Source organism: Roseovarius sp. 217, assembly GCF_000152845.1.
Classification (GTDB): domain Bacteria; phylum Pseudomonadota; class Alphaproteobacteria; order Rhodobacterales; family Rhodobacteraceae; genus Roseovarius.
Genome location: NZ_CH902584.1, coordinates 741,444 through 765,891, shown reverse-complemented (window position 1 = coordinate 765,891; position 24,448 = coordinate 741,444). Strand labels below are relative to the sequence as shown.

Below are 24,448 nucleotides of genomic sequence, written 5' to 3'. Positions count from 1 at the left end.
TTCAATGTTCTGCAAATACTCAACACCTGCGCAGGCCGCAGGCGCAGGAATTTGAGTATTTATGGAATGATGAAGCCGCTCAGCTGCCGATTGCAATATTGTCGATCAGGCGCACCCCCGCGAGCCAAGCGGCGGCGAAGAGCCTGGCGGGGCGTGTGGGGGCCGCTAAGGCCGACAGATCGTCTTGGGCCCGCAGGTCCAGATAATCGACCCCGGTAAAACCCGCTCGGTCCAGCCGCGCTATTGCCTCGGCCTGTAACCCGTCAAACTCCGACCCCGCGCGTAGCCCTGCGGCGATCTGCTCCATCACCTCATGCAGCACGGGCGCCGTGGTGCGGGCGCGGTCCGACAAAAGCAGGTTGCGCGAGGCCATGGCCAGACCGTCAATCTCGCGGATCGTCGGGCAGCCATGTACGGTGATTGGAATATCCAGATCCGCCGCCATCCGGCGCACGACCATCAGTTGCTGATAGTCCTTTTCGCCAAAAAAGGCGTCGGTGGCCGCTGTCTGGGTAAAGAGCTTGGTCACGACCGTGGCCATTCCGTCAAAATGTCCGGGGCGATAGACGCCCTCCATCACATCGGTGAGACCGGCCACCGAAACCGTGGTGGCGAAATGCGCCGGATACATCTGATCGCCCGCCGGTACCCAGAGGGCATCCACCGCGAAGCGCTCCAGCTTGCGTGCGTCCTCGGTCTCAGTCCTTGGGTAGTTCTTGAGGTCTTCGGGATTGTTGAACTGCTTGGGATTGACAAAGATGGTCACCAGCACCCGGTCGCAGCGCGCCTTGGCCGCCGCCACCAACGACAGATGCCCGTCATGCAGCGCGCCCATGGTGGGCACCACGCCAATCGTCTCGCCCGCAAGAATCCAAGGCCGGGTGGCCGCACGCAATGCGCCAACGTCGCGCAGAATGGGCGCGCTCATCCGCGAGGAGCCTTGTCGGCAAAGGTATGTTCGGGCGCGGGGAATGTCCGTGCGCGCACCTCGGCGGCATAGGCCGCGATGGCGGCCTCGCCCTCTGCGCCCAAACTTGCATAGCGCTTGACGAATTTCGGTTTGAACTCGGTGAAAAGCCCCAGCATGTCATCGACCACGAGGATTTGTCCGTCACAGCCCACTGAGGCGCCGATGCCGATGGTGGGAATGGGGATTTCGGCGGTGATGCGGTCGGCGAGCGTGGCTGTGACCTTTTCCAGCACCACCGAAAAAGCCCCCGCCGCGCTGACGGCGCGGGCATCGGCCAAGAGCGTCTCGGCGGCATCGCCGCGCCCCTGAACCTTATACCCGCCAAGCGTGTTGATGGATTGCGGCGTGAGGCCAATATGCGCCATCACCGGCACGCCGCGCGCCACGAGAAAGGCGATGGTGTCGGCCATGTGCCGCCCACCCTCAAGCTTGACCGCCGCAGCACCCGTCTCTCGCAGGATACGAGCCGCGTTGCGAAAGGCCTGCTCCGGGCTTTCCTCGTAAGAGCCGAAGGGCATGTCGATCACCAGCATGGAGTGGCTGAGGCCGCGCGCGACCGCCTGACCGTGCAGGATCATTATCTCCATCGTCACACCGAGGGTCGAGGGCAGGCCATGCACCACCATTCCCACGCTGTCGCCCACCAGCACGAAATCGCAATGGTGGTCCATCATGCGCGCCATTGGCGTCGTATAGGCCGTCAGGCTGACGATGGGCGTGCCGCCTTTCATAGCACGGATGTCATCCGGCAGAGGGGCAGTCTTGTTGGCAGTGGCGCTCATAGGCTTAATTCCGGTCATTTCTGCATTGCGGCGCACGCTACCAATCCTTGTCAGAGAAATCCACACCTCTGTTTTCGTATGCGATCCGGCGCGACGTCGCTTTCGTGCGGCGTTGCGTCGGATGGGCAGCGCGCGGATTGGCAGGATTGATAAACATCCGCGCAACTCAAGTCACCCGAAGGGAGTCGCACGTCATGAAAACCCAGGTCAAAGCCCTCGTCGTCGGCGGTGGGGCCGTTGGCACCTCGATTGCCTATCATCTGGCCAAGGCCGGGTGGGAGGATGTCATGCTGCTGGAGCGCGACGAGCTGACCTCTGGTTCGACGTGGCATGCGGCCGGACTGCTGCCTCTCTTCAACATGTCGTTTGCGACCACGCATATTCACAAGTATTCGGTCGATTTCTACAAGACGCTGGAGGCCGAGACCGGGCTCAATGCTGGCTTTGCCGTCGTGGGCAACCTGCGCATGGCGCAGACAGACGAGCGGATGGATGAGTATAGGCTATATGCTTCAACTGCCGAGACCTGCGGCGTTCCATACGAATGGCTGACACCTGATGAGATCAAGGCGCGCTGGCCGCTGATCAATACCTCTGACCTCAAGGGCGCGCTCTATCACAACACCGACGGCTATATTAACCCCGCCGATGTGACGCAGGCGATGGCCAAAGGCGCGCGCCAGCGGGGCGTGATGATCGAGCGCAAGTGGCAGGCGGATGCGTTTCATTGGACGGGCAGCGCGTGGGAAGTGACCTGCACCAAGATGGTGGAAAAGGGTGGCAATCTGGTGCCGTCGGACGAGCAGATCGTCATCACGGCCGAGCATGTCGTGACCGCAAGCGGCAACCATGCGCAGACCACCGCCAAGAAGCTGGGCATCAAGATCCCGGCAATCCCCGTTGAGCATCAGTTTGTCGTGATGGATCAGGACCCGGCATTGGTCGAATTCCGCAAGAATGGCGGCAAGGAGCATCCTGTGGTGCGCGATGCCGATGCGCAGAGCTATGTGCGCGAAGAGCGCGGCGGCTGGATTCTTGGTGTTTATGAGAAAAACGCCCCCGCCTGTTTTGAGTATGGCGTGCCGGACAGTTTCCGCGCCGACCTGTTCCCGCTAGCACTGGAGCGGATCGAAGAGCAGTATATGGCGATGATCCACCGCATCCCGTCCTGTGAGGAATCGGGGCTCAAGGATGATTTCAACGGCCCGATCTGCTATACGCCCGATGGTAACCCGCTGGTCGGTCCCGCACCGGGGCTGCGCAACATGTGGCTGGCCGAGGGCTTCAGCTTTGGCATCACCGCCGCAGGCGGCACCGGCTATTACCTCGCGCAGTTGATGGTCAATGGCGAGGCCGAGATCGACATGGCGAGCCTTGATCCCAAGCGCTATTCGTCGAACTGGATGACGACCGAGTTTGCCGCGCGCAAGAACGAAGAGTGCTACGATCACGTCTATATCCTGCACCACCCGGATGAAGAGCGCCCGGCCTGTCGCCCGCTGCGCACCGCGCCCGCTTATGACCGGCAAAAGAAGCGCGGCGCGCAATTCGGTTTCGTAAATGGCTGGGAACGTCCCAACTATTACGGGCCTCTCGATGCGCCCGAAAACTTTGACCACGATGCCCGCAGTTTTCGGCGCGGCGGCTGGTGGCAATATGCCGTGGAAGAGGCGCGCGCGATCCGTGAGGGCGTGGGCCTGATCGACGCCACCGCGTTTTCCAAACATATGGTCAAGGGGCCGGGGGCGACCGCCTTCCTTGATTGGTTCACCTGCAACAAACTGCCCAAGGTGGGCCGCATCAACCTGACCTATGCGCTGACTGAGCATGGCACGACGCGTACGGAATACACCATCGTGCGCCTCAAGGAGCATGAATATTACCTCGTCTCTGCTGGAGCTTGGACGGAATACGATGCCGATTACCTGCGTAAATCGGCCGAGGATATGACGCCTCAGTTCGGCTATGTCGAAATTCAGGACGTCACGACGCAATGGGGGGTCTTTGCCATCGCCGGGCCGAAATCGCGCGCGGTGCTCACTGAGGTGATCAAAGATGCCGATCCGGCAACTGCGCTCAGCAACAAGCGTTTCCCGTGGCTCTCGGCGCAGCGAATCGAATTGGGCATGTGCCCGGTCAATGCCATCCGCGTCGCCTATACCGGCGAGTTGGGTTGGGAATTGCATCACCCGATCGAGATGCAGGCCTACCTCTTCGACCTGCTGGAAAAGGCAGGTGAGACGCACGGAATGAAGCTGGTGGGGGCCCGCGCGCAGAACTGGCTGCGGCAGGAAAAGAGCTATCGCGCCTTTGGCAACGAACTGGGCCGCGACGCCACCCCGCTCGAGGCCGATCTGCCGCGCTTTGTCGATCTGGACAAGGAGTTCCGTGGCAAGGCCCGGATGGTCGAAACCGGCGTGCGGGCGAAATGCTGCACGCTCTTGATCGACGGGCCGCAGGATGCCGATCCCTGGGGCCGTGAGGTGCTCTACACGCCCGAGGGCGAGCGCGTGGGTCGCCTGACCTCGGGCGGGTATTCTGTGGCCTTCGGGAAATCCATCGGCATGGGCTATGTCAAACCTGAACAGGCGGTTGAGGGCACCAAACTCAAGGTCAAGATGCTCGATCAGCTCTGGGATGCGGTCGTGACCTGCGACAGCCCCTATGACTCGAAGAACGAGACGATCCGCAAGGACAGCTAAGAAAACAAAGGGGGTGCCATCCGGTGCCCCCTATTTCCAATGAGCGCCAAGCCATCTTTGCCAATCTGCGGCCGTTCCGGCAAAGACGTTGATGTCCACACCACCCTCGACCCCCGGCACAACTCCGCTTCCCGTATATTGCCAAAAGGTCCAGCGCTGTTCAGGATAGACCTTATCCGGTGTTTGCGCGACGGAGCGCAGCCAGAATTCGACACCCTCGAGCTGTCCGATACCCGTCTCACGGTAGAATTCCGGCGTGGTGTAGATGATCGGGCGCTGTCCGAAATGACGCTCCACGATATCCAGGAATATCCGCGCCTGACGCCGCACCTCTGCCCCCGGTGGGCGCACCACGCAGGTCGGCGAAAATGGGTTCCATTCCATGTCAAGCACGGGGGGCAAAGCGCGGCCCCGGCGCGGCACATTCTGGATGAACCATTGCGCCTGCACCTCGGGCGGGGTGCAGAAATAGTAGAAATGATAGGCCCCGCGCGGAATGCCCTCACGCGCGGCCAACTGCCAGTTACGGTCGAATTGCGCATCCTTGAGATCGCCGCCCTCGGTAGCCTTGATAAAGGCAAAGGCCACCCCGGCCAGAAATACACGCGGCCAATCAATCTCGTTCTGAAAGCGCGCCACGTCGATGCCATGCACAGGAAACGCGGAGGGGCCGCGCGGGCCGAAATCGACCGGCGCATAATCGCCGAACCGCTCGGTTGCAAACGCTGGCAAGGATAGCAGCATCAACACGACTAACGCACGGAACATCGCAATACCTGTTTCTGGCAGCATTCCGATCAGCCTACCGCAAACGGGCCGCCAAGGGCAGCCCGTTCAATCCCAGATGCCCGGTTTAGCGCATAAATTTCCCAAGGATATCGTCCAAGGGCGAACCATCCCCATCTTCATCAAACATTTTCAACAGGTTGGACATATCCGGGCCACCCGCCTCGCCCTTGGAGGAACCGCCCAACAAGCCGCCGATCATGCCCATGAGGCCCCCACCGGAGGCTTGCCCGCCGCCCGAAAAGGCCTGCATCAACCCGTCAATCTGACTGTCGGGCATCTGCTTTTGCAAGCCGCCCTGTGCCATCGCAGCGAGTGCCGGAAGAAATTGGCTGACCTTTGTCATGTCCACTCCGGCACGTTGCGCCGCCTCTTGCGCCAAGCCTTCGGCCTCTTGCCGCCCGCCCATCAGCTGTTCGAGAAAGGCCATGCCCTGTGCCTGACCTTGCGGGCTTGCTGCGGCCTCAGCGTCCTCGAACATCGGCGCCTGATCCTCGCCGCGCAGGGCACCAAGGACATTCTCAATGCCGCCTTGCTGCGCGCGCTGCTTGGCGGCTGATCCGATGGCTGGGGCCAACATCTGCGTCAACTGGTTCGCCGTGCTTTGATCAAGACCAAGTTGCGCCGCGAGTTGCCCAAGGCCCTGACCGCCCTGCGCCTGCTGTAGTAGTTTCATGATAGACATCGCTCAAACTCCCTGCACTGACTAAACCTGACATTCAGCCAAACATGATTCCTCATCATGACAAAGGGGAAGATTTGGCCGTCTCACTCTCTCATGGTCAGTTTTCCGCCAGTTCATCGAAACAGGCGAGCGCCTTGGCGGCATACATCATCGCAGGACCACCACCCATCTGGATCGACATGGACAGGACGTCGCCCACCTCTTCGCGGGTGGCACCCGTGCGAATGAGCGCCTCCATATGCAGGGCAATACAGGGTTCGCATTTGGTGGCAACTGCGATGCCGAGGGCCACGAATTCCTTGACCTTGAAGTCAAGCGTGCCGCCTTCCTTGACGGCCTTGCCCAACCCGCCAAAGGCGCGGGCCGTGTCGGGAATGAGCGCATTGAGCGCGCGCAATTCTTGCCGGGTGGTGTCGATCTTGTCTGGCCAACTCATTGGCGTGCCTTCCATGCTGGTTTCTGTCCCGGCAGAGACCATGCCGCATCGCCCGTGGCCTTGATTCAGATCAGGCGGGGCGTTCGGAGATCAAGAGGACATTGTTGGCAGGCATCGCGCGGGTGTCGATCAGGATCAATCCCGCCGTGCGCAGCCAGGTCTGGACATCCTCCAGATCCTTGTAGCCGATGGCGAGGTCCTGCGCGATGAGGCTCGCGTGAAATCGGGCGTCGCCCTCGGATGTGGCCTGTCCAGACCGCAGGAACGGTCCGTAGAGGGCAAACCGCCCGCCAGGCGCAAGGGCAAAAGCCACCTCTTGCACCAGTGTTTGCGCCTCTGGTGTCGTGATGAGATGCAACAAGTTTATGAGCACGATCAGGGCGCGGCCACCCTGCCCCGCGCCCCAACCCGGTTTGATCGCATTGAGCGCGATGGAGGCGCGCAGATTGGGTAAGCCAGCGTCCGTCACCCATGCGTCTATGCTTGCACGCCGCTCTGGATCAACCTCGGTCGGTTGCCAGTCGAGACCGGGCATTGCCTGAGCAAAGCCCACGGCATGCTGCCCCGTTCCGCTGGCAATCTCAAGCGCGCGACCTGTCAGAGGAGCTATCTCGGCCAGTGCTTGGGTGATTGCTGCTGCGTTACGTTCTGCCGATGGCGCGTGCAACTTGGCCCCGTCGCCGGGATGCGCAACCGAGGCCGTGGGAGGCAAGGTTCGGCGCTCCATCCGCTTAGGCCTCTTCAGTCCGGTCGGTGGCGGGGGGCGGTGCGGGGCTGAGGGCGGCAATACGCGCATAGAGTGCCGCGTCCATCTCGAAATCGAGGGCGGCCAGCGACGGCGCAATCTGGGCGGCAGAACGGCCGGAAATGATCGGCACTGGGTGAGCCGGGTGCTGCGCCGCCCAAGCCACCGCGAGGGTCGCGGAGTTCGTGCCCAACTCTTGCGCAATCTGGCCAAGGGCAAGGGCCGCCTCTTGCATCCAGCCCTGCCCATAGCGGATGGCGTAGCGTTCATTGCCCGTAAGCCGCCCGGTTTCGCCCCGCGCGTATTTACCGGTCAGCAACCCGCCGGCGAGTGGCGAATAGCCCGCCACCACCATCCCCTCGGAGGCGGCCATCGGCAGGATTTCAACCTCGGCCTGCCGTTTCACGAGACTATACATCGGTTGCAGGATCGAGATCGTGAGGTCGAAGCGCGCGGCGATGCAGGCAGCCTTCATCACCTGCCACGCGGCGAAATTCGACAGGCCGACATGGTCTATCTGACCACGCGCGCGCAACTCGGCAAAGGTTTCCAGCGTTTCCTCCAGCGGTGTATCGGGATCAAAGCGGTGCAGGTAGAGGATCTCGACCTTGTCCATAGCAAGACGTTGGCGGGAGATATCGAACTGCGCGAGAATGTTTTCGCGCCCCGCCCCGCCGGAATAGCCGACCTTGGTGGCAATGGTCAGCCGCTCGCGACAGGACGCGGCGAACCGACCCAAGAGGGTTTCCGCGGCCCCGTCTGTATAAAGATGTGCCGTGTCGAAATGCGTGATGCCTGCGTCAAGGCACACGTCAAACATGGCCCGCGATGCGGCCTCGTCCGCGGCATCGCCGAATTGCATCGTACCAAAGGCAAAGCGGCTGGCCGGGGTTCCATCGGGGGAGGTGATGTGTGTTTTCATACGGCAGAGATTGCCACGCAGATGCGGCAAAGAAAAGCTGTCACCTTGCATGTTGAAGACTGGGGCCTTAGGCGGTTAAGGATGACTGATATCGCCGCAAGGAGCGCCACCGCATGAAAATGCATGAAACCTTCATCAAGCCGATGCACCCTGAGGGGCGCAAGTTCGTGGCGATCTTTGCGCTCGTCACTCTCGGGCTTTTCATGATCTGGGATGTTCTGGGCTGGATCGGCGCGGGCCTCACTGTCTGGTGCTACTATTTCTTTCGCGACCCCGAGCGCGTGACCCCAGAACGCCCCGGCCTGATCATCAGCCCAGCCGATGGGATTGTGTCCCTGATTGAACCGGCAGTGCCACCCACCGAGTTGGGACTACCTGCCACTCCTCTGACCCGTGTCAGCGTGTTCATGAGCGTCTTTAACTGCCACATCAACCGCGCGCCCGTCGCTGGCAGGGTCAGCGCTGTTGCGTATCGTCCCGGCAAGTTCTTCAACGCCTCGCTCGACAAGGCGAGCGCGGATAACGAACGCAACGGCGTGGTAATCGAGATGGCGGACGGGCGGCTCTTGCCTGTGGTGCAAATCGCAGGTCTCGTGGCCCGGCGGATTGTCTGTTTCGTAAAGCCCGGCACCCATCTTGGACGCGGGGAACGCTTCGGTCTGATCCGCTTTGGCTCACGTCTTGATGTCTATCTGCCCGAAGGCGTGTCTCCAAGTGTGCGCGTAGGTCAGACCATGGTCGCCGGCGAAACCGTGATCGCGGAGTTGGACAAATGACCCCAGAGCCGGAGCCGAAGGCACGCAAAGAGGTCACTCTGGCGCAACTCCTGCCGAACATGTTGACCGTTGCTGCGATCTGTGCGGGCGTCACGGCTATCCGGTTAGGTGTGCAGGGCGATTATGTGCGCGCGGTGCAGCTTTTGCTTATCGCTGGTGTGCTTGACGGTCTTGATGGTCGTCTCGCACGGCTCTTGCGGAGTTCGAGCGCCATGGGCGCAGAACTCGATTCGTTGGCGGATTTCGTCAATTTCGGCGTCGCCGCGCCGCTGGTGATTTATTATTGGGGTCTACAGGACACTCGCCAAGCGGGCTGGATTGCAGTGCTCTTCTTTGCAGTCTGCTGCGTGATGCGATTGGCGCGGTTTAACGTAAGCTCTAGGGAAGAGGGCGCCAAAGGCGGGTCCGGAGCCTATTTTCAAGGCTTGCCTTCCCCAGCAGGCGCGCTCCTGGCGATGCTGCCGATGTTTGTGACCTTTGCGGTTCCGGGACTACCACACCCTCCGGCTTTAATCGTTGGAATTTACATGGCCGGGGTCGGCCTCTTGATGATCTCGCCAGTACCGGTGTGGTCCTTCAAACGGACCAAGATTTCGCGGGAGAATGTTAAATTCTTCCTTCTCGCCTTTGCCTGCGTGGCTGCCGCTCTCGTAATCTTCACTTGGGCTGCGTTGATCGTAATGTGTCTGGCCTATGTCGCAGTCGTAATCTGGGCGGCATTGGTCTGGTATCCCGGTGAAGGCTCTGACTGAAGAATTCGGAAAGGTTAGCAATGGATCTTGACGCGGTACGAAATTCCTATGCCCGATGGGCACCGGTTTATGACGCGACTTTCGGTCGGATAACCCATGCGGGACGTCGTGCCGCAGTGCGCCATATCAACGACCGTGGCGGTCATGTGCTTGAAGTCGGTGTTGGCACTGGTCTTTCCTTAGAGGCTTATGACCGTGCGCTGCGGGTGACTGGCATAGATTACAGCGAGGAAATGTTGCGCAAGGCGCGTGCGCGGGTGGCACGGCATGACCTTAACCATGTGGGCTCTCTGCATCAAATGGATGCGCGACGTCTGGATTTTGAGGACAACACCTTTGACATGGTGGCGGCGATGCATGTGCTTTCGGTCGTGCCGGAGCCTGAGGCAGTCATGTCAGAGATCGCGCGCGTGTTGCGCCCCGGTGGTCAGGTGATCATAACCAACCATTTCAAGCATGAACGCGGCGTGTGGGCAGGTTTGGCACGGGCGGCAGCGCCGCTCGAAAATCTGCTTGGGTGGCATTCGGATTTCGAAATCGAGAGCGTGTTGCAAGATCCGCGCCTCCGCGTGATCGAGCGCCGAGAGTTGCCACCAATGAGCATGATGACGCTCTTGGTCCTAGAGAAACGTTTAAACTGACGCCATACACAGGAAATAGAAGCCCCGCCTAGGCTGGCGGGGCCATGATGCTTTGGGTTTCAGCTACTCAGTTGGGGATCTCGCCGGTCAGCCCTTCGACGTAGAAATCCATGCCTAGCAGTGTGCCGTCATCTGCCACAGCACCCTCTGCCAGCCAGACACTGCCATCTTGCTTGTTGAGCGGGCCGCTGAAGGGGTGATAGCTGCCGTCGGCCATGGCAGCCTTGAGCGCCAGCGCCTCTTCCTTCACCTCAGCGGGCACCGCATCGGAAATCTCACCAATGCCGACCATACCCGGCCCGATGCCGTCCCATGTCTGCGTGCTCTCCCAGGTGCCATCCATCACCGCCTGCGTGCGGGCGATGTAATAGGGCGCCCAGTTGTCGATGATCGACGACACGCGCGGGAACGGGGCGTATTCGCTCATGTCCGAGGCCTGCCCGAAGGTCACGACATTGCCCGCCTTCTCGGCGGCGGCCTGTGGGGCGGTGGAATCGGTGTGTTGCAGGATCACATCGGCACCCTGCTCGATCAGCGCGGTGGCGGCGTCGGCCTCTTTGGCGGGATCAAACCATGTGTAGGCCCAGATGATCTTGAACTCGACATCCGGGTTGACCTTTTTCGCATGGATATAGGCCGAGTTGATACCGCGAATGACCTCGGGGATGGGGTAAGAGGCGATATAGCCCACGATGTTCGACTTGGTCATCTTGCCCGCGATATGGCCCTGCACCGCGCGCCCCTCGTAGAAACGGGCGGAATAGGTCGAGACATTGGGCAGCGTCTTGTAGCCGGTGGCATGCTCGAATTTCACATCCGGGAATTTCTCGGCCACCGCCAGCGTCGGCTCCATAAAGCCAAAGGAGGTGGTGAAGATCAGGTCCGCGCCCTGCAACGCCATCTGCGTGATGGCGCGCTCGGCATCGGCACCCTCGGGCACGCTCTCTTGATAGACGGTTTCGACGGCATCGCCGAAATGCGCCTCAACCGCCAGACGCCCCTTGTCATGCTCATAGGTCCAGCCGCCATCACCGATGGGGCCCACGTAGATAAAGCCGACTTTGGTCTTGTCCTGCGCCACGGCGGCGCTTGCCAGACCAAGCGCCAAGGCGGCTGAGGTCAGTAGATGCGTGAGTTTCATTCGGGGTCTCCCTGTTGTGATTTTTTGGTGTGATCTTTTGGTGTGATCTTATTGCGAGGCGTGAAAGATGCGGCCCAGTGAGGCGGGCGCGCGGGATTTGTCTGCCGACATGATGACCAGCACGAGGATGGTGATCAAGTAGGGCGACATGGAAAGATATTCGACCGGAATGGCAAGGCCCGCAGCCTGCAGATTGAGTTGCAGCACTGAAACCCCGCCAAAGAGCCAGGCCCCCAGTAGAACCCGTCCGGCCTTCCAAGAGGCAAAGACCACGAGCGCCAGTGCGATCCAGCCCGCACCAGAGGTCATGCCTTCAGTCCATTGCGGCACACGAACAAGGCTCAGGTAGGCGCCCCCAAGCCCGGCGCAAGCCCCGCCAAACAGGATCGCCAGAATACGGATGCGCACCACCTTGTAGCCAAGCGCGTGGGCGGCCTCATGGTTCTCGCCCACCGCGCGCAGGATCAGCCCGGCGCGCGTGTATTTCAAGAGCGCCCAGACCAGAGCCACAAGGGCTAGGGCGAAATAGACCATCAGGTCATGGGAAAAGAGCACCCTGCCGACCAAGGGCAGATCGCTCAGGATGGGCAGGTCGAGCCGCGCGGTAGGTGGTGGCTTTATCCCGACATAGCCTTGCCCAAGCAGGGACGAGAGGCCAAGGCCAAAGAGTGTCAGCGCAAGGCCACTTGCCACCTGATTGGCCAAAGCAAATTGCGTCAAAAGCGCGAAGAGAAGCGCCAGCACGGCCCCCCCTGCGGCGGCTGCGATAAATCCGACAAGCGGCGAGCCTGTATTCACCGCCATTGCAAAACCGCAGATGGCGCCCGTGATCATCATCCCCTCAACCCCAAGGTTGAGCACGCCTGCCCGCTCGACCACCAACTCACCCAAGGCCGCGAGCAGGATCGGGGTAGAAGCGACCATGAGCGAAGCCAGAAGCAGCACCGGATCAATAGAAGACAAGATCATCATGCCACCTCCGGTCGTGAGAGCCGGACGCGAAAATTGGTCAGCACGTCCACCGCCAACAGGAAAAACAGCAGCATCCCTTGAAAGAGTTGGATGGCGGCGGCGGGCAGGCCCATGTTGGATTGCGCCAACTCGCCGCCGATATAGGTCAAGGCCAACAGGGTGCCGGCCAAGAGAATACCTAAAGGGTGCAACCGACCCAGAAAGGCCACGATGATCGCAGTGAACCCATACCCAACGTTGAAATCAATGCTCACTTGACCAGCAGGTCCAGATACCTCGAACATTCCCGCCAATCCTGCCAAAGCGCCCGACGTGCCCAAACAGAACAGGATCAGCCGTGCAGAGCGCACACCCGCGAAACGGGCCGCCTTGGGAGCCTGACCCGCAAGCCGAATATGATAGCCCAAGATGTGACGACTGAGCAGGACATAGGCCAGTATCACCGCGATCATCGCAGCAACAACCCCCCAATGCATGCCTGTGCCGGTGATCAGTTCTGCATTATGGGCGCTCTCATACTGCCGAAAATTGCGTGACCCGGGGAACCCGCGTCCCTCAGGGTTCTTCATCAACCCGAGCGCCATCGCGGCCAGCAATTGCTCTGCTACATAGACCAGCATCAACGAGACAAGGATTTCATTGGTGCCAAATTTCAGCTTGAGAAGGGCCGGAATTGTCCCCCAAACCCAGCCCCCGATCGCGCCCGCGAGCACCATCAGTGGAAAGATTACCCAACTCTCTGTCGGATAGAACGCCAGCCCAACGCCCGCACCTGCGAGTGCGCCTACGATATATTGCCCCTCGGCTCCGATATTCCAAATGCCCGCGCGAAATCCGAGACTGAGGCCAATGGCGATGAGCACCAACGGAGCGCCTTTGATCAGAAGCTGTGGGCGGTAATAGAATGCAAACTCGCCAAAGAGCGGCTGCCAGAAAATTGTTGAGATTGCTTCAACCGGATCTTGCCCCAAAGCTGCAAAGAGTGCGCCACCGGCAAGCATGGTGATCACCACCGCCAATATCGGCGTGACCCAGGTCCAGAGCCGCGAGGGCTGCGGGCGCTTTTCGAGCTTCAGCATGTGACCCCTGCTGTGCGTTCGGGCTCACGCAGGTTAAAGAAAGAGGACAAGTCTTGCCCTTTCATCGTTCTGTATACACTCAAATTTGACGGATCACACATGCGCCACCTCCATGCCATGTGCGCCACCCATCATCAATCCGACCGCCTCGACACTGAGGCCATGCGTGGACTGTATCTCGGACAGTCGTCCTTCATTCAATGCGCCGAACCGGTCAGAGATTTCCATCAGTTCATCAAGGTCCTGACTGATGCAAATCACGGCTGCGCCACCCGCCGCGAGATCCAGCAGCGCCTGACGGATCGCCGCTGCCGCTGCCGCATCAACCCCCCATGTCGGCTGGTTGACGACCAGAACCTCAGGTCGCTGCAAGACTTCTCTGCCGATAACGAACTTTTGCAAGTTTCCCCCGGACAAAGCCCGCGCAGCAGTGCTTGGTCCCGGTGTGCGGACGTCAAACGCCGAAATGATCCGCCGGGTAAAGGCCTCTGCCGCGCCCCATCTGAGAAAGCCGCGATGCATCAGATGCTCACGGGCAGCTGCCGTTAGGATCGCGTTTTCCGTCAGGCTCATATCAGGGGCCGCCGCGTGGCCCAGTCGTTCCTCTGGCGCGGTCAAAAGGCCAAGGACACGGCGCGCCGCCGGCCCCATTTGCCCGATGGGTTCCCCCCACAATCGGACTGCCCCCGCCGCGACCGGCATTTCACCCGAGAGCGCGGCAAGTAATTCATCCTGTCCATTGCCCGCGACACCACCAATTCCAAGTACCTCCCCGGCGCGGACTGCAAAGGTAACAGCTCTAAGGGACGTGCCAAACTGTCCCGTCGCTGCAACCGACAGGTCAGCCACTTCCAACGCGACGGCCCCCATCTCGCGATCGGTTCGAGCCGGAGCGGCAAAGGCTGAACCCACCATCATTTCCGCCATCGCGCGCGCGGGGGTGTCGCGCGGCACACAGGTCCCCACATTGCGCCCCTGACGCAGGATCGTGGCATGATCGCACAGGGCGCGGATCTCTTCCAGTTTATGCGAGATGTAAAGGATGGCCACACCTTCAGCCGTCAGCTTGCGCAGAGTTTGAAACAAGATACCGACCTCTTGCGGAGTGAGCACCGACGTGGGTTCATCCATGATCAACAGGCGCGGACTCTGCAAAAGACAGCGAATAATCTCCACGCGTTGCCGTTCCCCCGCCGAGAGATCCCCCACGATCCGATGTGGATCAAGTGGCAGGCCATAGGTCTCGGATACGTCCCGAATCCTAGCCGCCAGATCGCGAAGGGGCGGAGGGTTTTCCATCCCAAGTGCAACATTCTCGGCAACGTTCATGGCCTCGAAGAGCGAGAAATGCTGGAACACCATCGCCACGCCCGATGTTCGCGCGCGGTGAGGATCAGGCGGCGCATAGGGCGCGCCACGCAAGGTCATCACTCCGCTGTCGGGCTTTACAAGGCCATAGATCATCTTGACCAAGGTCGATTTACCCGCGCCATTTTCGCCCAAGAGCGCATGCACCTCGCCCTCGCGGATGACAAAGGACACGGCGTCATTCGCGACAACCCCCGGATAGGCCTTGGTCAAGCCCGAGACGGTCAGCAAATCGCCTGTCACGCGGTTCTCCTTCGGTCTTGGGCCTTGGTATCCGGCTCTTTCAGTAGCGCAGCCGCAACGCCAAGCGCAATGGCCTGTGGATGTTTGCCTAAACGGGGATCACCAATCGGACAGGAAAAGCGAGAAATCTGGGCATCCGAGTGCCCGAGCGCTGCCAATCTCTGCTGAAACCGCGCCCATTTGCTCGCCGAGCCGATCAATCCCACGCTCCCAAATGACCGCAACAAAAGACGATGGCAAAGTTCCAGATCAAGCGCATGATCATGGGTTACAACGACATGAGCTGCATCATCGGGGGCAATGGTGATGGCCGCAAACGGATCGGCGCAGGGCGTGATCTGCGCCGACAGGTCACAGAGCAGGGCAGGTCGTGAATCAGCCAGCATAATCGCCACGCTGGGCACGGGGGCCAGAATCCCAGCCAAGGCGCGTCCGATATGCCCTGCGCCATGGATCACCACCGGGCGCATCGGCAACAGGCGCTCGATCAGCCAGCCTGCCCCCTGCACATAACCGCCCTCGGTCTGCCCGATGTCGAGCGCAGGATTGAGCGAGGCGCCGCAATCATGCAGGATGTCGGCGCGCAGGATGCGGTTCTCACCACTCAGCCCGTCCACCACCAACTCGGTCACGGCGGCACCAAAGGCGAAATAGTAGAATGGCCGCCCTTCGCCCTTGATCCGATCCCATGCGAGATCGGGCGTCTTGTAGGACCCGGCCGCGGACAGGCTGATGCGCTGCTCGTAGCAGAACTTGGCGGCTGCGGCGAAACTCAGGCGTTGCGTGCCAATCTGCACCATGCCCCCGGCGAACTGCACCGCGTCTGGCGGAACGCCGTGATGCCGTGCCAGAAACTCAGCCATCCGCTGCCGGATCGTTTCGCACGCCGCCTTGACGGCCATGCCGTTGAGATCGCTGCCGGAACTTGCCGCCGTGGCCGAGGTGTTGGGCACTTGGGCGGTATCCGTCGCGGTCATCTTGATCGCATCCAACGACAGGCCAAAGCCTGCGGTTGCCACCTGTGCCACCTTTTGAAACAACCCCTGCCCCATCTCGGTCCCACCATGGTTGAGATGGACCGAGCCGTCCTGATAGACATGCACCAAAGCCCCTGCCTGATTGAGATGGCTGAGCGTAAAGGAACTTCCGAACTTGACCGGCGTGAGCGCCAGCCCCTTCTTCAACACCGGGTTGTGGGCGTTCCACGCGGCCACCGCTACCCGCCGCGCGCAATAGTCAGAGGTGTCCACGAGCCGCTCGGTCATCTCGTGCAGGATGAAATCCGCAACCTCCTGCCCGTAGGGCGTGACTTGCGGGTTCATCTGACCCGAAATGCCTTCGGGGGCGCGCGCAGCGCGGGGGGCAGACAGCCCCCCTCCCGCGCTTGCGGCATAGGAGTTGCGTTGGTGCACCGCCAGCGGGTCAAGCCCGAGCGCATGGGCCACATGATCCATCACCCGCTCGATGCCCAGCATGCCCTGTGGCCCGCCAAAGCCGCGAAACGCGGTGGCAGAGGCCGTGTTGGTGCGCAACCGATGGCTTTCGATCCGCACGGCAGGCAGTGATAGGCGTTGTCGGCATGCAGCATGGCCCGGTCGGCCACCGGCAGCGACAGATCCTGCGACCAGCCGCAGCGGGCGTAGTGGACGAATTCCACCCCGGTCAGCCGCCCGGTGGCCTCTGCCACCTTGTGTTGCACCTCGATCACGCCGTCGATCCCGTGAGGGGCCTCCACGATGGCCGCAGTGGCATCCCCTCTTTGCCAGATGCGCGGACCGTCTTCGAAGCGGCTATTGGCGGCCAGTGCGGCGTCGATGGTCAGGATCGGCGTCGCCTCTGCATAGCGGATATTGCCCCGGCGCGCGGCCAATTGGCTGGTGGCGACGACGAGAAAGAGCGGCTGGCCGTGATAGTGCACGTCACCAGTGCACAAGAGTGGTTCGTCATGGGCCGAGGGCGAGCAATCGGCCCCCTGCGGCAGGTCTGTGGCGGTCAACACGACGTTCACCGTGCAGGCGCCGCAATCGCCCTCGTTGCAGCCTCCCTTGGTGCCGGTGAGGCCCCGCGTCTCGCGCAGCAAGTCGAGCAGGGTTGTCGTCGCGGCCACATCCCGCAGCGCCACGGTCTCTCCGTTGAGAAGAAACGTGAGGTTCATGAGCCGGTGCCTGCCGCGTTACCGATCCCTGCCCCATGCTGCCTGACCTTCGATGCGGCGTAGAAGGCGGCGGGCTTGCTATGTCTTTTCTCGATGAAAGCGGGGGGCGGATGGTTTGGCAAGTCTTTTGTTCAACCGCACCCGGCGCTAGGGTGACGACATGAGCACCAGTCCCCGATTCATTCACCTCCGCGTGCATACCGAATACTCCTTGCTCGAAGGGGCGATACGGCTGAAAAAGCTGCCAAGCCTCTGTGCAGCGGCAGGCATGCCCGCCGTTGCCGTCACCGACACCAACAACATGTTTGCCGCACTGGAGTTTTCAGTCAGCGCGCAAGGGGCAGGCGTGCAGCCGATCATGGGGTGTCAGATCGATCTGGACTACATAGCGCTCGCGCCTGGTGAACGCACAAAGCCACCAGCGCCTCTGGTCCTGCTTGGGCAGAACGAGCGCGGCTATGAGAACCTGATGAAGCTCAACTCGTGCCTCTACCTGCGCGGCGACGGCAGTCTGCCGCATGTGACGCTGAGCGAATTGAAGCGCCATGCCGAAGGTGTGATCTGCCTGAGCGGCGGACCAGATGGTCCGGTGGGGCGTCTCTTGCAGGCTGGCCAGCGTCCAGGGGCGGAGGCGCTGATGCAGCGTTTGATGCGGGCGTTCGGCGACCGGCTCTATGTCGAGTTGCAGCGTCACCCCAGCGACGGCGGTGCGCCGGAGGCTGAGCGTTTGACAGAGCGTGGGCACATAGAGATGGCCTATGCGATGGGTCTGCCGCTTGTCGCCACCAACGATGTCTATTTCCCAAAATCGGACATGTATGAGGCGCATGATGCGATGCTTTGCGTGGCTGATGGCGCCTATGTCGATCAAAGCGCGCCGCGCCGTCGCTTGACCCCACAGCACTACTTCAAAAGCCAGGACGAAATGGCCGCCCTCTTTGCCGACCTGCCAGAAGCGTTGGAGAATTCTGTAGAGATTGCCACGCGCTGCGCCTTTGGTTGCTATAAGCGTGATCCAATTCTGCCAAAGTTCGCCGATGACGAGGTCGAGGAATTGCGTCGGCAGGCGCGCGCCGGACTCCAGTCACGCTTGGCCGTAATCCCCCATGCCGCCCCAGTTGAGGAATATGAGGAACGGCTCGAATTCGAGCTTGGCATCATCGAGGGCATGGGCTTTCCCGGCTATTTCCTGATCGTGGCCGATTTCATCAAATGGGCCAAGGATCAAGATATTCCAGTCGGTCCGGGTCGTGGCTCGGGCGCGGGCAGTCTGGTGGCCTATGCGCTGACCATCACCGACCTTGATCCGCTGCGTTACAGCCTGCTCTTTGAGCGGTTCCTGAATCCGGAGCGGGTTAGCATGCCCGACTTTGACATCGACTTTTGCATGGATCGCCGCGAGGAGGTGATCCAATACGTGCAGGAAAAATATGGTCGTGACCGGGTGGGCCAGATCATCACCTTTGGGGCCCTCTTGTCCAAGGCTGCCGTGCGCGACATCGGCCGCGTGTTGCAAATGCCCTATGGGCAGGTGGACCGCCTGTCCAAGATGATCCCGGTCGAAGGCGTCAAACCGGTGAGCATCGAAAAGGCCTTGGCCGACGAGCCGCGTCTGCGCGAAGAGGCCAAGAACGAAGAGGTTGTTGACCGCCTCCTGACCTATGCCCAGCAAGTGGAAGGGCTGTTGCGCAATGCCTCGACCCATGCCGCCGGCGTGGTCATCGGCGACCGGCCGCTCGATGAGCTGGTGCCGGTCTACCAGGACCCGCGCTCGGACATGCCTGCCACGCAGTTCAACATGAAATGGGTGGAACAGGCAGGTCTGGTCAAGTTCGACTTTTTGGGCCTCAAGACACTGACGGTGATCCAGAACGCGGTGGATATGATCCGCAAGACCGGCCGTCCGCTGAACGTGGCGGCGGATGGGACCGAGCTATACCAGCCGCCCGAGGGGTTCGAATACGATATCGGCGCGATCCCTCTGGATGATGAGAAATCCTACCGGCTTTATGCCAGTGCCAAGACGGTAGCGGTGTTCCAGGTGGAATCCAGCGGCATGATGGATGCGCTCAAGCGCATGAAGCCGACCTGCATCGAGGATATCGTGGCCCTTGTGGCGCTCTACCGCCCCGGTCCGATGGAGAATATCCCAACCTATTGCGAGGTAAAGAATGGCCTCAAAGAGCTCGAATCGATCCACCCGTCGATTGACTATATCCTAGAGGAAACCCAAGGCATCATCGTCTATCAGGAACAGGTGATGCAGATCGCGCAGGTGATGGCGGGCTATTCCCTTGGCGGTGCTGACCTTTTGCGCCGCGCCATGGGCAAGAAGATCGCCGAAGAGATGGCCAAGGAGCGCCCGAAATTCGAAAAGGGCGCGATGGAGAACGGGGTCAACAAGAGAAAAGCCAGTGAAGTCTTTGACTTGCTTGAGAAGTTTGCCAACTACGGCTTCAACAAATCCCACGCGGCGGCCTATGCGGTGGTCAGCTATCAGACCGCCTGGCTCAAGGCAAATCACCCGGTCGAGTTCATGGCCGGTGTGATGAATTGCGATATCCACCTGACCGACAAGCTGGCGGTATATTTTCAAGAGGTGAAAAAGGGGCTGGGTCTGGATTGGGCCGGGCCCTGCGTCAACCACTCCGAGGCCACGTTCGACGTGCGGGATGGCGTGCTGCACTACGCGCTTGGCGCGCTCAAGAATGTGGGTGTTGAGGCGATGAAGCTGATCACGGCAGGACGGAGCGACCGGTCCTTTGCTACGCTCTACGATGTGGCGCAGCGGGTCGATCTCAAGCGGGTGGGCAAGCGCCCGCTCGAAATGCTGGCGCGCGCCGGGGCGTTTGATGCGCTCGACCGCAACCGCCGCCGCGTGTTCGAGAGTATCGAGGCGCTGATGAGCTATTCAGCGGCGATCCACGAGCAGAAGAATTCCAATCAGGTCTCGCTCTTTGGCGAGGCGGGAGATGATCTACCCGAGCCGCGCCTTGCGCCCGTTGACGATTGGCTGCCCGCCGAACGACTGACCGAGGAATTCAAGGCCGTGGGCTTTTACCTCTCGGGGCATCCGCTTGACGACTACATGACTGTGCTGCGGCGGCAGGACGTCAAGACACTGGACGAGGTGACAGCGCAGGCCGAACGCGGTCCGGCACTGGTCAAGATGGCCGGGGTCGTCGCCGGGCGACAAGAGCGGAAATCGGCGCGCGGCAACCGATTTGCCTTTGCGCAGCTCAGCGATACCACCGGCAGCTTCGAGGTGACGATATTCTCGGATACGCTTGAGAAGTGCCGCGAGTTTCTCGAGACGGGCGCACAGGTGGTAATCACCGCAGAAGCCACGATGGAAGCCGATCAGTTGAAACTTCTCTGTCGTGCCGTACAACCGATTGATGGGATGGTGGCAGGGGCTGGCGCGGTGGGCCTGCGGATTTTCGTGGATCAGCCGGGGGCGATTGGTTCGGTCGCTGCGGTGTTGCAGGGGGCTAGCCAATCCGCGCGCGGGGCGCGCCCCGGCCCGATCCATTTCTGCCTGATGGGGGCAGGCCTGCCCGGCGAGGTCGAGATCGACAGCGGCGCGGAATATCCGGTGACGCCGCAGATCAAGGGGGCAATCAAGACCCTGACCGGCGTGGTGATGGTGGAAGAAATCTAATAATGCGGCGGGCGCTCGTCGCCTAGGATCACGCCGCCGTCGCTCTCGCCCTGCCTCGCCGCTTCGCGTGCGAGCAGCATTTCGACCCGCAGGCGCAGGCGGTCAATCTCGCGGTCTTGGCGTGCGATGACATCCGACAGGTCATCGACCGTGCGGATCAGGTGGGCCAGTTTTTCTTCGATATCGGTCATGGCATGGCATTACGCGCGGATGCGCTCACGGTCAATCGCGCAGCCGCCTTGCCCCGGCGCGGCCCTTGGGCTAGACCGCGCCACGACAGATGCCGCAAGGACGCATGCCATGGCCAAGCCCAAAAAAGAGCCCCGCCCCAAGGCCGAAACGCCCAAGGGTTTCCGCGATTATTTCGGCGCAGAGGTCACGACGCGCGCCGCGATGCTGAATGCGATTGCCGGGGTCTATCATCGGTATGGGTTTGATGCCCTGGAATCGAGTGCTGTGGAGACAGTCGAAGCCTTGGGCAAGTTCCTGCCCGATGTGGATCGACCCAATGAGGGGGTCTTTGCCTGGCAGGACGAGGACGAGAAATGGCTGGCGCTGCGCTATGACCTGACTGCGCCCTTGGCGCGCGTTTATGCTCAGCACCGCAACGATCTACCGACGCCTTATCGGCGCTATGCGATGGGGCCGGTCTGGCGCAATGAAAAGCCGGGACTGGGCCGGTTTCGTCAGTTTTATCAATGCGATGCGGATACCGTGGGGACAGCGTCGATGGCGGCGGATGCCGAGATCTGCGCGATGCTGGCCGATGCGCTGGAAGAGGTGGGGATCGAGCGCGGCGACTATGTGGTGCGGGTGAATAACCGCAAAGTGCTGAATGGGGTTCTGGAGGCGACGGGCGTCACTGAACCTGACCAACAGGCCGCCGTCCTGCGCACCATCGACAAGTTCGACAAGGTGGGCGAAAGCGGCGTGCGCGAGTTGTTGGGCAAGGGGCGGCTGGATGCGTCTGGGGCCTATATTGATGGTGTGGGCTTGTCGGATGACCACGCGGCACCCGTGCTGGCTTTTCTGACATCGAAGGGCCGCGATGCCCCTGAAACCTTGTCTAACCTGCGCGCAGCGGTGGGCGGCTCGGAGATTGGCACTCGGGGCGTCGACGAGCTCGAAGAAATCGCCACGCTGCTGGAGGCCCAAGGCTATAGCCCCGACCGCATCGTGATCGACCCCTCGGTCGTGCGCGGGCTTGGCTATTATACCGGCCCGGTGTTCGAGGCGGAGTTAACCTTTGAAATCGTTGATGAAAAAGGTCGTCCCCGCCAGTTTGGCTCAGTCGCCGGCGGCGGGCGGTATGACGATCTCGTCGCGCGCTTTACCGGGCAGCAGGTGCCTGCCGTCGGTGTTTCCATCGGCGTTGACCGCCTGCTTGCCGCGCTGCATGCCAAGGGCAAGATCGGTGGCGCGGAGCGTGGCCCGGTGGTTGTGACCGTGATGGACCGTGACCGGATGGCGGATTATCAGGCGATGGTCGGCGCGTTGCGTCAGGCGGGCATTCGCGCCGAGGTGTATCTCGGCAACCCCAAGAGTTTCGGAAATCAGATGAAATATGCTGACCGGCGCGGCGCTCCGGTGGCCGTTATTGCCGGGGGTGATGAATTCGAGAAAGGCGTGGTGCAGATCAAGGACCTGATCCTTGGGGCGCAGATTGCCGAAAATGCGACGGTTGAGGAATGGAAAGAACGGCCCAGCCAATATGAAGTGCCTCGCGCGCAACTCGTTGAAAAGGTGCGTGAAATTCTGGCGGAGCGCGGGTGATGCCGGAGCGTGCCGCGATCCGGGCCGAGGCCGCGCGTCTGCGTGCTCTGTTTGAGGCGGCAGGTGCATTGCCTGTCGAAACCTCTGTCCTGCAACCCGCAGAGGTGCTGTTGGACCTCTACGGCGAGGATATCCGCGCGCGGGCCTATGTGACCTCGGACGCGCTGCGGGGGGAGCAGATGCTGCGCCCCGATTTCACCGTGCCGGTGGTGCAGATGCATATGGAGCATGGGGCGGAACCTGCGCGCTATACCTATTCCGGCGAGGTTTTTCGGCGTCAGGAAGAGGACGCTCAACGGGCCAATGAGTATATCCAAGTCGGCTATGAAATCTTTGAGCGCAATGCGCCAGAAGCGGCGGACACAGAGGTTTTCTCTATGTTTTTCAACATCCTGCGTCCACTTGGTTTGCGTGCGGCGACGGGGGATATCGGGATATTGATGGCTGCTGTAGAAGGGCTGCGCACCACGGATCGGCGCAAGGCGGCCCTGAGGCGGCACATCTGGCGACCACGACGGTTTCGAGCCTTGATGGATCGGTTCTCGGGGCGGGCTGTGGTGCCCGAACCACGCTCCGCGCTCTTGGCGGCGGCAGAGCCAATGGCCGGGATCGAACCCCTGATCGGGCTGCGAGGGCCGGATGAAATAGCAAACCGAATCAATGCGTTACGAGAGGATGTGACGGCTGGGCCGATCTCTGCCTCTGAAGTGCAGTTGTTGGATGCCATTCTTGCGGTGCGCGAAACCAGTGACAACGCGCTAGAGCGGCTGCGCGACATTGCGGTGGACATGCCCGCGATCCAAGGGGCTGTAGACCGTCTGGGGCGACGTCTGGAGGCGATGACAGAGCGCGGAATCGACATCACGAAACTGGATTTCGAGGCCAGTTATGGACGCACGCAGATGGAATACTATGACGGCTTTGTCTTTGGTTTCTATGCAGAAAATCGGCCTGACCTGCCCCCTATCGCCACTGGCGGACGCTATGATGCGCTAACCCGGCAGTTGGGTCGGGGCCGCGAGATTCCGGCAGTGGGTGGGGTGATCCGTCCGGGGTTGATTCTGAACCTTGGGGGTGCGGCATGACCCTGAAACTCGGAGTGCCGTCCAAGGGGCGGTTGATGGAAAAAACCTTTGACTGGTTCGCCAGACACGGCATCACGCTGGGGCGGTCCGGATCGGATCGTGAATATGCGGGGTTTGTTCAAGGCATTGATAATGTTGAACTAATCCTTTTGTCCGCAGGGGAGATTCCAGGCGAACTGGCCGCCGGACGCATTCATTTGGGCGTTACGGGAACGGACCTGATCCGGGAAAAGCTGGGACAATGGCAAAATCAAGTGGCGGAACTGGCGGAACTGGGGTTTGGGCAGGCCGATCTGGTGCTTGCTGTGCCGCGGTGTTGGGTGGATGTGAGCCACTTGGACGACCTTGATGCAGCTGCCGCCGCGTTCCGGCTAAAGCACGGATTTCGTTTGAGAATTGCCACGAAATATCATCGTTTGGTGCGGGATTTCCTGCGTGAAAACGGGGTGGCGGATTATCAGCTGGTGGACAGTCAAGGGGCCACTGAGGGCACGGTCAAGAATGAGACCGCCGAGGCGATTGCGGATATCACATCGACCGGGGACACGCTGCGGGCTAACCATTTGAAAATATTGGAAGATGGCCTGATCTTGAAGTCACAGGCGACACTCTTCAAGTCTCGGGTGGCCCCGATGGAGGCCACCGACCGGCACACGCTGAAGGCGTTGAAACAGCGGCTCGATCTGGACTGAAGTTTAATGGCAACGTACGTTTGTGCGGTCTCACCGTACGGTCGTGCGGGACGAGAAAGGGCGACCCAATGGGTCGCCCTCT

20 protein-coding genes and 2 pseudogenes are annotated in these 24,448 nt (G+C 61.1%); 8 read left to right on the top strand and 14 right to left on the bottom strand.

The annotated features are described in order from the left end of the window. Window positions 1-79: 79 nt before the first annotated feature. The gene (panC, locus tag ROS217_RS03535) at window positions 80-928 is read right to left on the bottom strand and encodes a pantoate--beta-alanine ligase (RefSeq protein ID WP_009816291.1); all 849 of its coding nucleotides are present in this window, start codon (window positions 926-928) and stop codon (window positions 80-82) included. Then, a complete protein-coding gene (gene panB / locus ROS217_RS03530) occupies window positions 925-1,752 on the bottom strand; it encodes a 3-methyl-2-oxobutanoate hydroxymethyltransferase (protein WP_009816290.1) in 828 nt (275 codons plus the stop codon). The genes panC and panB overlap by 4 nt, the downstream gene beginning before the upstream one ends. A 194-nt stretch (window positions 1,753-1,946) precedes the next feature. Here panB and ROS217_RS03525 point away from each other — a divergent pair, with 194 nt between their 5' ends. Further along, entirely contained in the window at window positions 1,947-4,454 is a 2,508-nt protein-coding gene (locus tag ROS217_RS03525; protein WP_009816288.1) for a GcvT family protein, read from the top strand. A 30-nt stretch (window positions 4,455-4,484) separates the two neighbouring features. Here the strand turns inward: ROS217_RS03525 and ROS217_RS03520 are convergent, their stop codons facing one another. From ROS217_RS03520 to ROS217_RS03500, 5 genes are all read right to left on the bottom strand, one after another. Next, complete coding sequence (locus tag ROS217_RS03520; protein ID WP_009816287.1) at window positions 4,485-5,246, bottom strand: GH25 family lysozyme; 762 nt, start codon at window positions 5,244-5,246, stop codon at window positions 4,485-4,487. 61 nt (window positions 5,247-5,307) lie between these two features. Then, window positions 5,308-5,925 (bottom strand): DUF937 domain-containing protein, encoded by a 618-nt coding sequence (locus tag ROS217_RS03515; RefSeq protein WP_157046538.1) that lies wholly within the window; start codon window positions 5,923-5,925, stop codon window positions 5,308-5,310. A gap of 97 nt (window positions 5,926-6,022) precedes the next feature. Next, complete coding sequence (locus ROS217_RS03510; RefSeq protein ID WP_040651054.1) at window positions 6,023-6,361, bottom strand: carboxymuconolactone decarboxylase family protein; 339 nt, start codon at window positions 6,359-6,361, stop codon at window positions 6,023-6,025. A gap of 70 nt (window positions 6,362-6,431) precedes the next feature. Continuing rightward, a complete protein-coding gene (locus ROS217_RS03505; RefSeq protein ID WP_009816284.1) occupies window positions 6,432-7,088 on the bottom strand; it encodes a DUF938 domain-containing protein in 657 nt (218 codons plus the stop codon). Window positions 7,089-7,092: 4 nt separating this feature from the next. Next, window positions 7,093-8,028, bottom strand: coding sequence for an aldo/keto reductase (locus tag ROS217_RS03500; RefSeq protein WP_040651052.1), 936 nt, complete (start codon window positions 8,026-8,028; stop codon window positions 7,093-7,095). Window positions 8,029-8,141: 113 nt separating this feature from the next. Here ROS217_RS03500 and ROS217_RS03495 point away from each other — a divergent pair, with 113 nt between their 5' ends. Genes ROS217_RS03495 through ROS217_RS03485 form a run of 3 tightly spaced genes read left to right on the top strand, consistent with a single transcriptional unit; the run spans window position 8,142 to window position 10,197 of the window. Beyond that, the gene (locus tag ROS217_RS03495) at window positions 8,142-8,804 is read left to right on the top strand and encodes a phosphatidylserine decarboxylase (RefSeq protein WP_009816282.1); all 663 of its coding nucleotides are present in this window, start codon (window positions 8,142-8,144) and stop codon (window positions 8,802-8,804) included. Continuing rightward, window positions 8,801-9,556, top strand: a complete 756-nt coding sequence (locus tag ROS217_RS03490; RefSeq protein ID WP_009816281.1) for a CDP-alcohol phosphatidyltransferase family protein — start codon at window positions 8,801-8,803, stop codon at window positions 9,554-9,556. Before ROS217_RS03495 ends, ROS217_RS03490 begins: the two co-directional genes overlap by 4 nt. Window positions 9,557-9,576: 20 nt before the next feature. Beyond that, entirely contained in the window at window positions 9,577-10,197 is a 621-nt protein-coding gene (locus tag ROS217_RS03485) for a class I SAM-dependent methyltransferase (RefSeq protein ID WP_040650332.1), read from the top strand. A gap of 67 nt (window positions 10,198-10,264) precedes the next feature. Here the strand turns inward: ROS217_RS03485 and ROS217_RS03480 are convergent, their stop codons facing one another. From ROS217_RS03480 to ROS217_RS24295, 6 genes and pseudogenes are all read right to left on the bottom strand, one after another. Then, complete coding sequence (locus ROS217_RS03480) at window positions 10,265-11,338, bottom strand: BMP family ABC transporter substrate-binding protein (protein WP_009816279.1); 1,074 nt, start codon at window positions 11,336-11,338, stop codon at window positions 10,265-10,267. 48 nt (window positions 11,339-11,386) lie between these two features. Next, window positions 11,387-12,307 (bottom strand): ABC transporter permease, encoded by a 921-nt coding sequence (locus ROS217_RS03475; RefSeq protein WP_040651049.1) that lies wholly within the window; start codon window positions 12,305-12,307, stop codon window positions 11,387-11,389. Further along, complete coding sequence (locus tag ROS217_RS03470) at window positions 12,307-13,389, bottom strand: ABC transporter permease (protein ID WP_009816277.1); 1,083 nt, start codon at window positions 13,387-13,389, stop codon at window positions 12,307-12,309. Before ROS217_RS03470 ends, ROS217_RS03475 begins: the two co-directional genes overlap by 1 nt. A gap of 93 nt (window positions 13,390-13,482) precedes the next feature. Further along, the gene (locus ROS217_RS03465; RefSeq protein WP_009816276.1) at window positions 13,483-15,000 is read right to left on the bottom strand and encodes an ABC transporter ATP-binding protein; all 1,518 of its coding nucleotides are present in this window, start codon (window positions 14,998-15,000) and stop codon (window positions 13,483-13,485) included. Continuing rightward, window positions 14,997-15,401: pseudogene (locus tag ROS217_RS24300) on the bottom strand (XdhC family protein); the annotation flags it as partial. The pseudogene ROS217_RS24300 and the gene ROS217_RS03465, both read right to left, overlap by 4 nt. A gap of 87 nt (window positions 15,402-15,488) precedes the next feature. After that, a pseudogene (locus ROS217_RS24295) lies at window positions 15,489-17,155 on the bottom strand (molybdopterin cofactor-binding domain-containing protein); the annotation flags it as partial. A 160-nt stretch (window positions 17,156-17,315) separates the two neighbouring features. Between ROS217_RS24295 and dnaE the strand changes: the two are divergent. Then, window positions 17,316-20,816, top strand: a complete 3,501-nt coding sequence (dnaE, locus tag ROS217_RS03455; RefSeq protein WP_009816273.1) for a DNA polymerase III subunit alpha — start codon at window positions 17,316-17,318, stop codon at window positions 20,814-20,816. Here the strand turns inward: dnaE and ROS217_RS03450 are convergent. Further along, window positions 20,813-21,007: a SlyX family protein gene (locus ROS217_RS03450; protein WP_009816272.1), complete on the bottom strand. Its 195-nt coding sequence runs from the start codon at window positions 21,005-21,007 to the stop codon at window positions 20,813-20,815. The genes dnaE and ROS217_RS03450 overlap by 4 nt on opposite strands. 109 nt (window positions 21,008-21,116) lie before the next feature. Between ROS217_RS03450 and hisS the strand changes: the two genes are divergently transcribed. From hisS to hisG, 3 genes are read left to right on the top strand one after another with little or no spacing between them, the layout of a single operon-like run. Beyond that, the gene (gene hisS / locus ROS217_RS03445; protein ID WP_040651046.1) at window positions 21,117-22,589 is read left to right on the top strand and encodes a histidine--tRNA ligase; all 1,473 of its coding nucleotides are present in this window, start codon (window positions 21,117-21,119) and stop codon (window positions 22,587-22,589) included. Further along, complete coding sequence (locus tag ROS217_RS03440; RefSeq protein ID WP_009816270.1) at window positions 22,589-23,674, top strand: ATP phosphoribosyltransferase regulatory subunit; 1,086 nt, start codon at window positions 22,589-22,591, stop codon at window positions 23,672-23,674. The genes hisS and ROS217_RS03440 overlap by 1 nt, the downstream gene beginning before the upstream one ends. After that, the gene (hisG, locus tag ROS217_RS03435; RefSeq protein ID WP_009816269.1) at window positions 23,671-24,366 is read left to right on the top strand and encodes an ATP phosphoribosyltransferase; all 696 of its coding nucleotides are present in this window, start codon (window positions 23,671-23,673) and stop codon (window positions 24,364-24,366) included. The genes ROS217_RS03440 and hisG overlap by 4 nt, the downstream gene beginning before the upstream one ends. The last annotated feature ends 82 nt before the right edge of the window (window positions 24,367-24,448 follow it).

What these genes read in the sequence shown, in the direction of transcription:
- panC (WP_009816291.1), bottom strand. Translation starts at nt 928, where the DNA reads ATGAGCGCGCCCATTCTGCGCGACGTTGGCGCATTGCGTGCGGCCACC.
- panB (WP_009816290.1), bottom strand. Translation starts at nt 1,752, where the DNA reads ATGAGCGCCACTGCCAACAAGACTGCCCCTCTGCCGGATGACATCCGT.
- ROS217_RS03525 (WP_009816288.1), top strand. Translation starts at nt 1,947, where the DNA reads ATGAAAACCCAGGTCAAAGCCCTCGTCGTCGGCGGTGGGGCCGTTGGC.
- ROS217_RS03520 (WP_009816287.1), bottom strand. Translation starts at nt 5,246, where the DNA reads ATGCTGCCAGAAACAGGTATTGCGATGTTCCGTGCGTTAGTCGTGTTG.
- ROS217_RS03515 (WP_157046538.1), bottom strand. Translation starts at nt 5,925, where the DNA reads ATGTCTATCATGAAACTACTACAGCAGGCGCAGGGCGGTCAGGGCCTT.
- ROS217_RS03510 (WP_040651054.1), bottom strand. Translation starts at nt 6,361, where the DNA reads ATGAGTTGGCCAGACAAGATCGACACCACCCGGCAAGAATTGCGCGCG.
- ROS217_RS03505 (WP_009816284.1), bottom strand. Translation starts at nt 7,088, where the DNA reads ATGGAGCGCCGAACCTTGCCTCCCACGGCCTCGGTTGCGCATCCCGGC.
- ROS217_RS03500 (WP_040651052.1), bottom strand. Translation starts at nt 8,028, where the DNA reads ATGAAAACACACATCACCTCCCCCGATGGAACCCCGGCCAGCCGCTTT.
- ROS217_RS03495 (WP_009816282.1), top strand. Translation starts at nt 8,142, where the DNA reads ATGAAAATGCATGAAACCTTCATCAAGCCGATGCACCCTGAGGGGCGC.
- ROS217_RS03490 (WP_009816281.1), top strand. Translation starts at nt 8,801, where the DNA reads ATGACCCCAGAGCCGGAGCCGAAGGCACGCAAAGAGGTCACTCTGGCG.
- ROS217_RS03485 (WP_040650332.1), top strand. Translation starts at nt 9,577, where the DNA reads ATGGATCTTGACGCGGTACGAAATTCCTATGCCCGATGGGCACCGGTT.
- ROS217_RS03480 (WP_009816279.1), bottom strand. Translation starts at nt 11,338, where the DNA reads ATGAAACTCACGCATCTACTGACCTCAGCCGCCTTGGCGCTTGGTCTG.
- ROS217_RS03475 (WP_040651049.1), bottom strand. Translation starts at nt 12,307, where the DNA reads ATGATCTTGTCTTCTATTGATCCGGTGCTGCTTCTGGCTTCGCTCATG.
- ROS217_RS03470 (WP_009816277.1), bottom strand. Translation starts at nt 13,389, where the DNA reads ATGCTGAAGCTCGAAAAGCGCCCGCAGCCCTCGCGGCTCTGGACCTGG.
- dnaE (WP_009816273.1), top strand. Translation starts at nt 17,316, where the DNA reads ATGAGCACCAGTCCCCGATTCATTCACCTCCGCGTGCATACCGAATAC.
- ROS217_RS03450 (WP_009816272.1), bottom strand. Translation starts at nt 21,007, where the DNA reads ATGACCGATATCGAAGAAAAACTGGCCCACCTGATCCGCACGGTCGAT.
- hisS (WP_040651046.1), top strand. Translation starts at nt 21,117, where the DNA reads ATGGCCAAGCCCAAAAAAGAGCCCCGCCCCAAGGCCGAAACGCCCAAG.
- ROS217_RS03440 (WP_009816270.1), top strand. Translation starts at nt 22,589, where the DNA reads ATGCCGGAGCGTGCCGCGATCCGGGCCGAGGCCGCGCGTCTGCGTGCT.
- hisG (WP_009816269.1), top strand. Translation starts at nt 23,671, where the DNA reads ATGACCCTGAAACTCGGAGTGCCGTCCAAGGGGCGGTTGATGGAAAAA.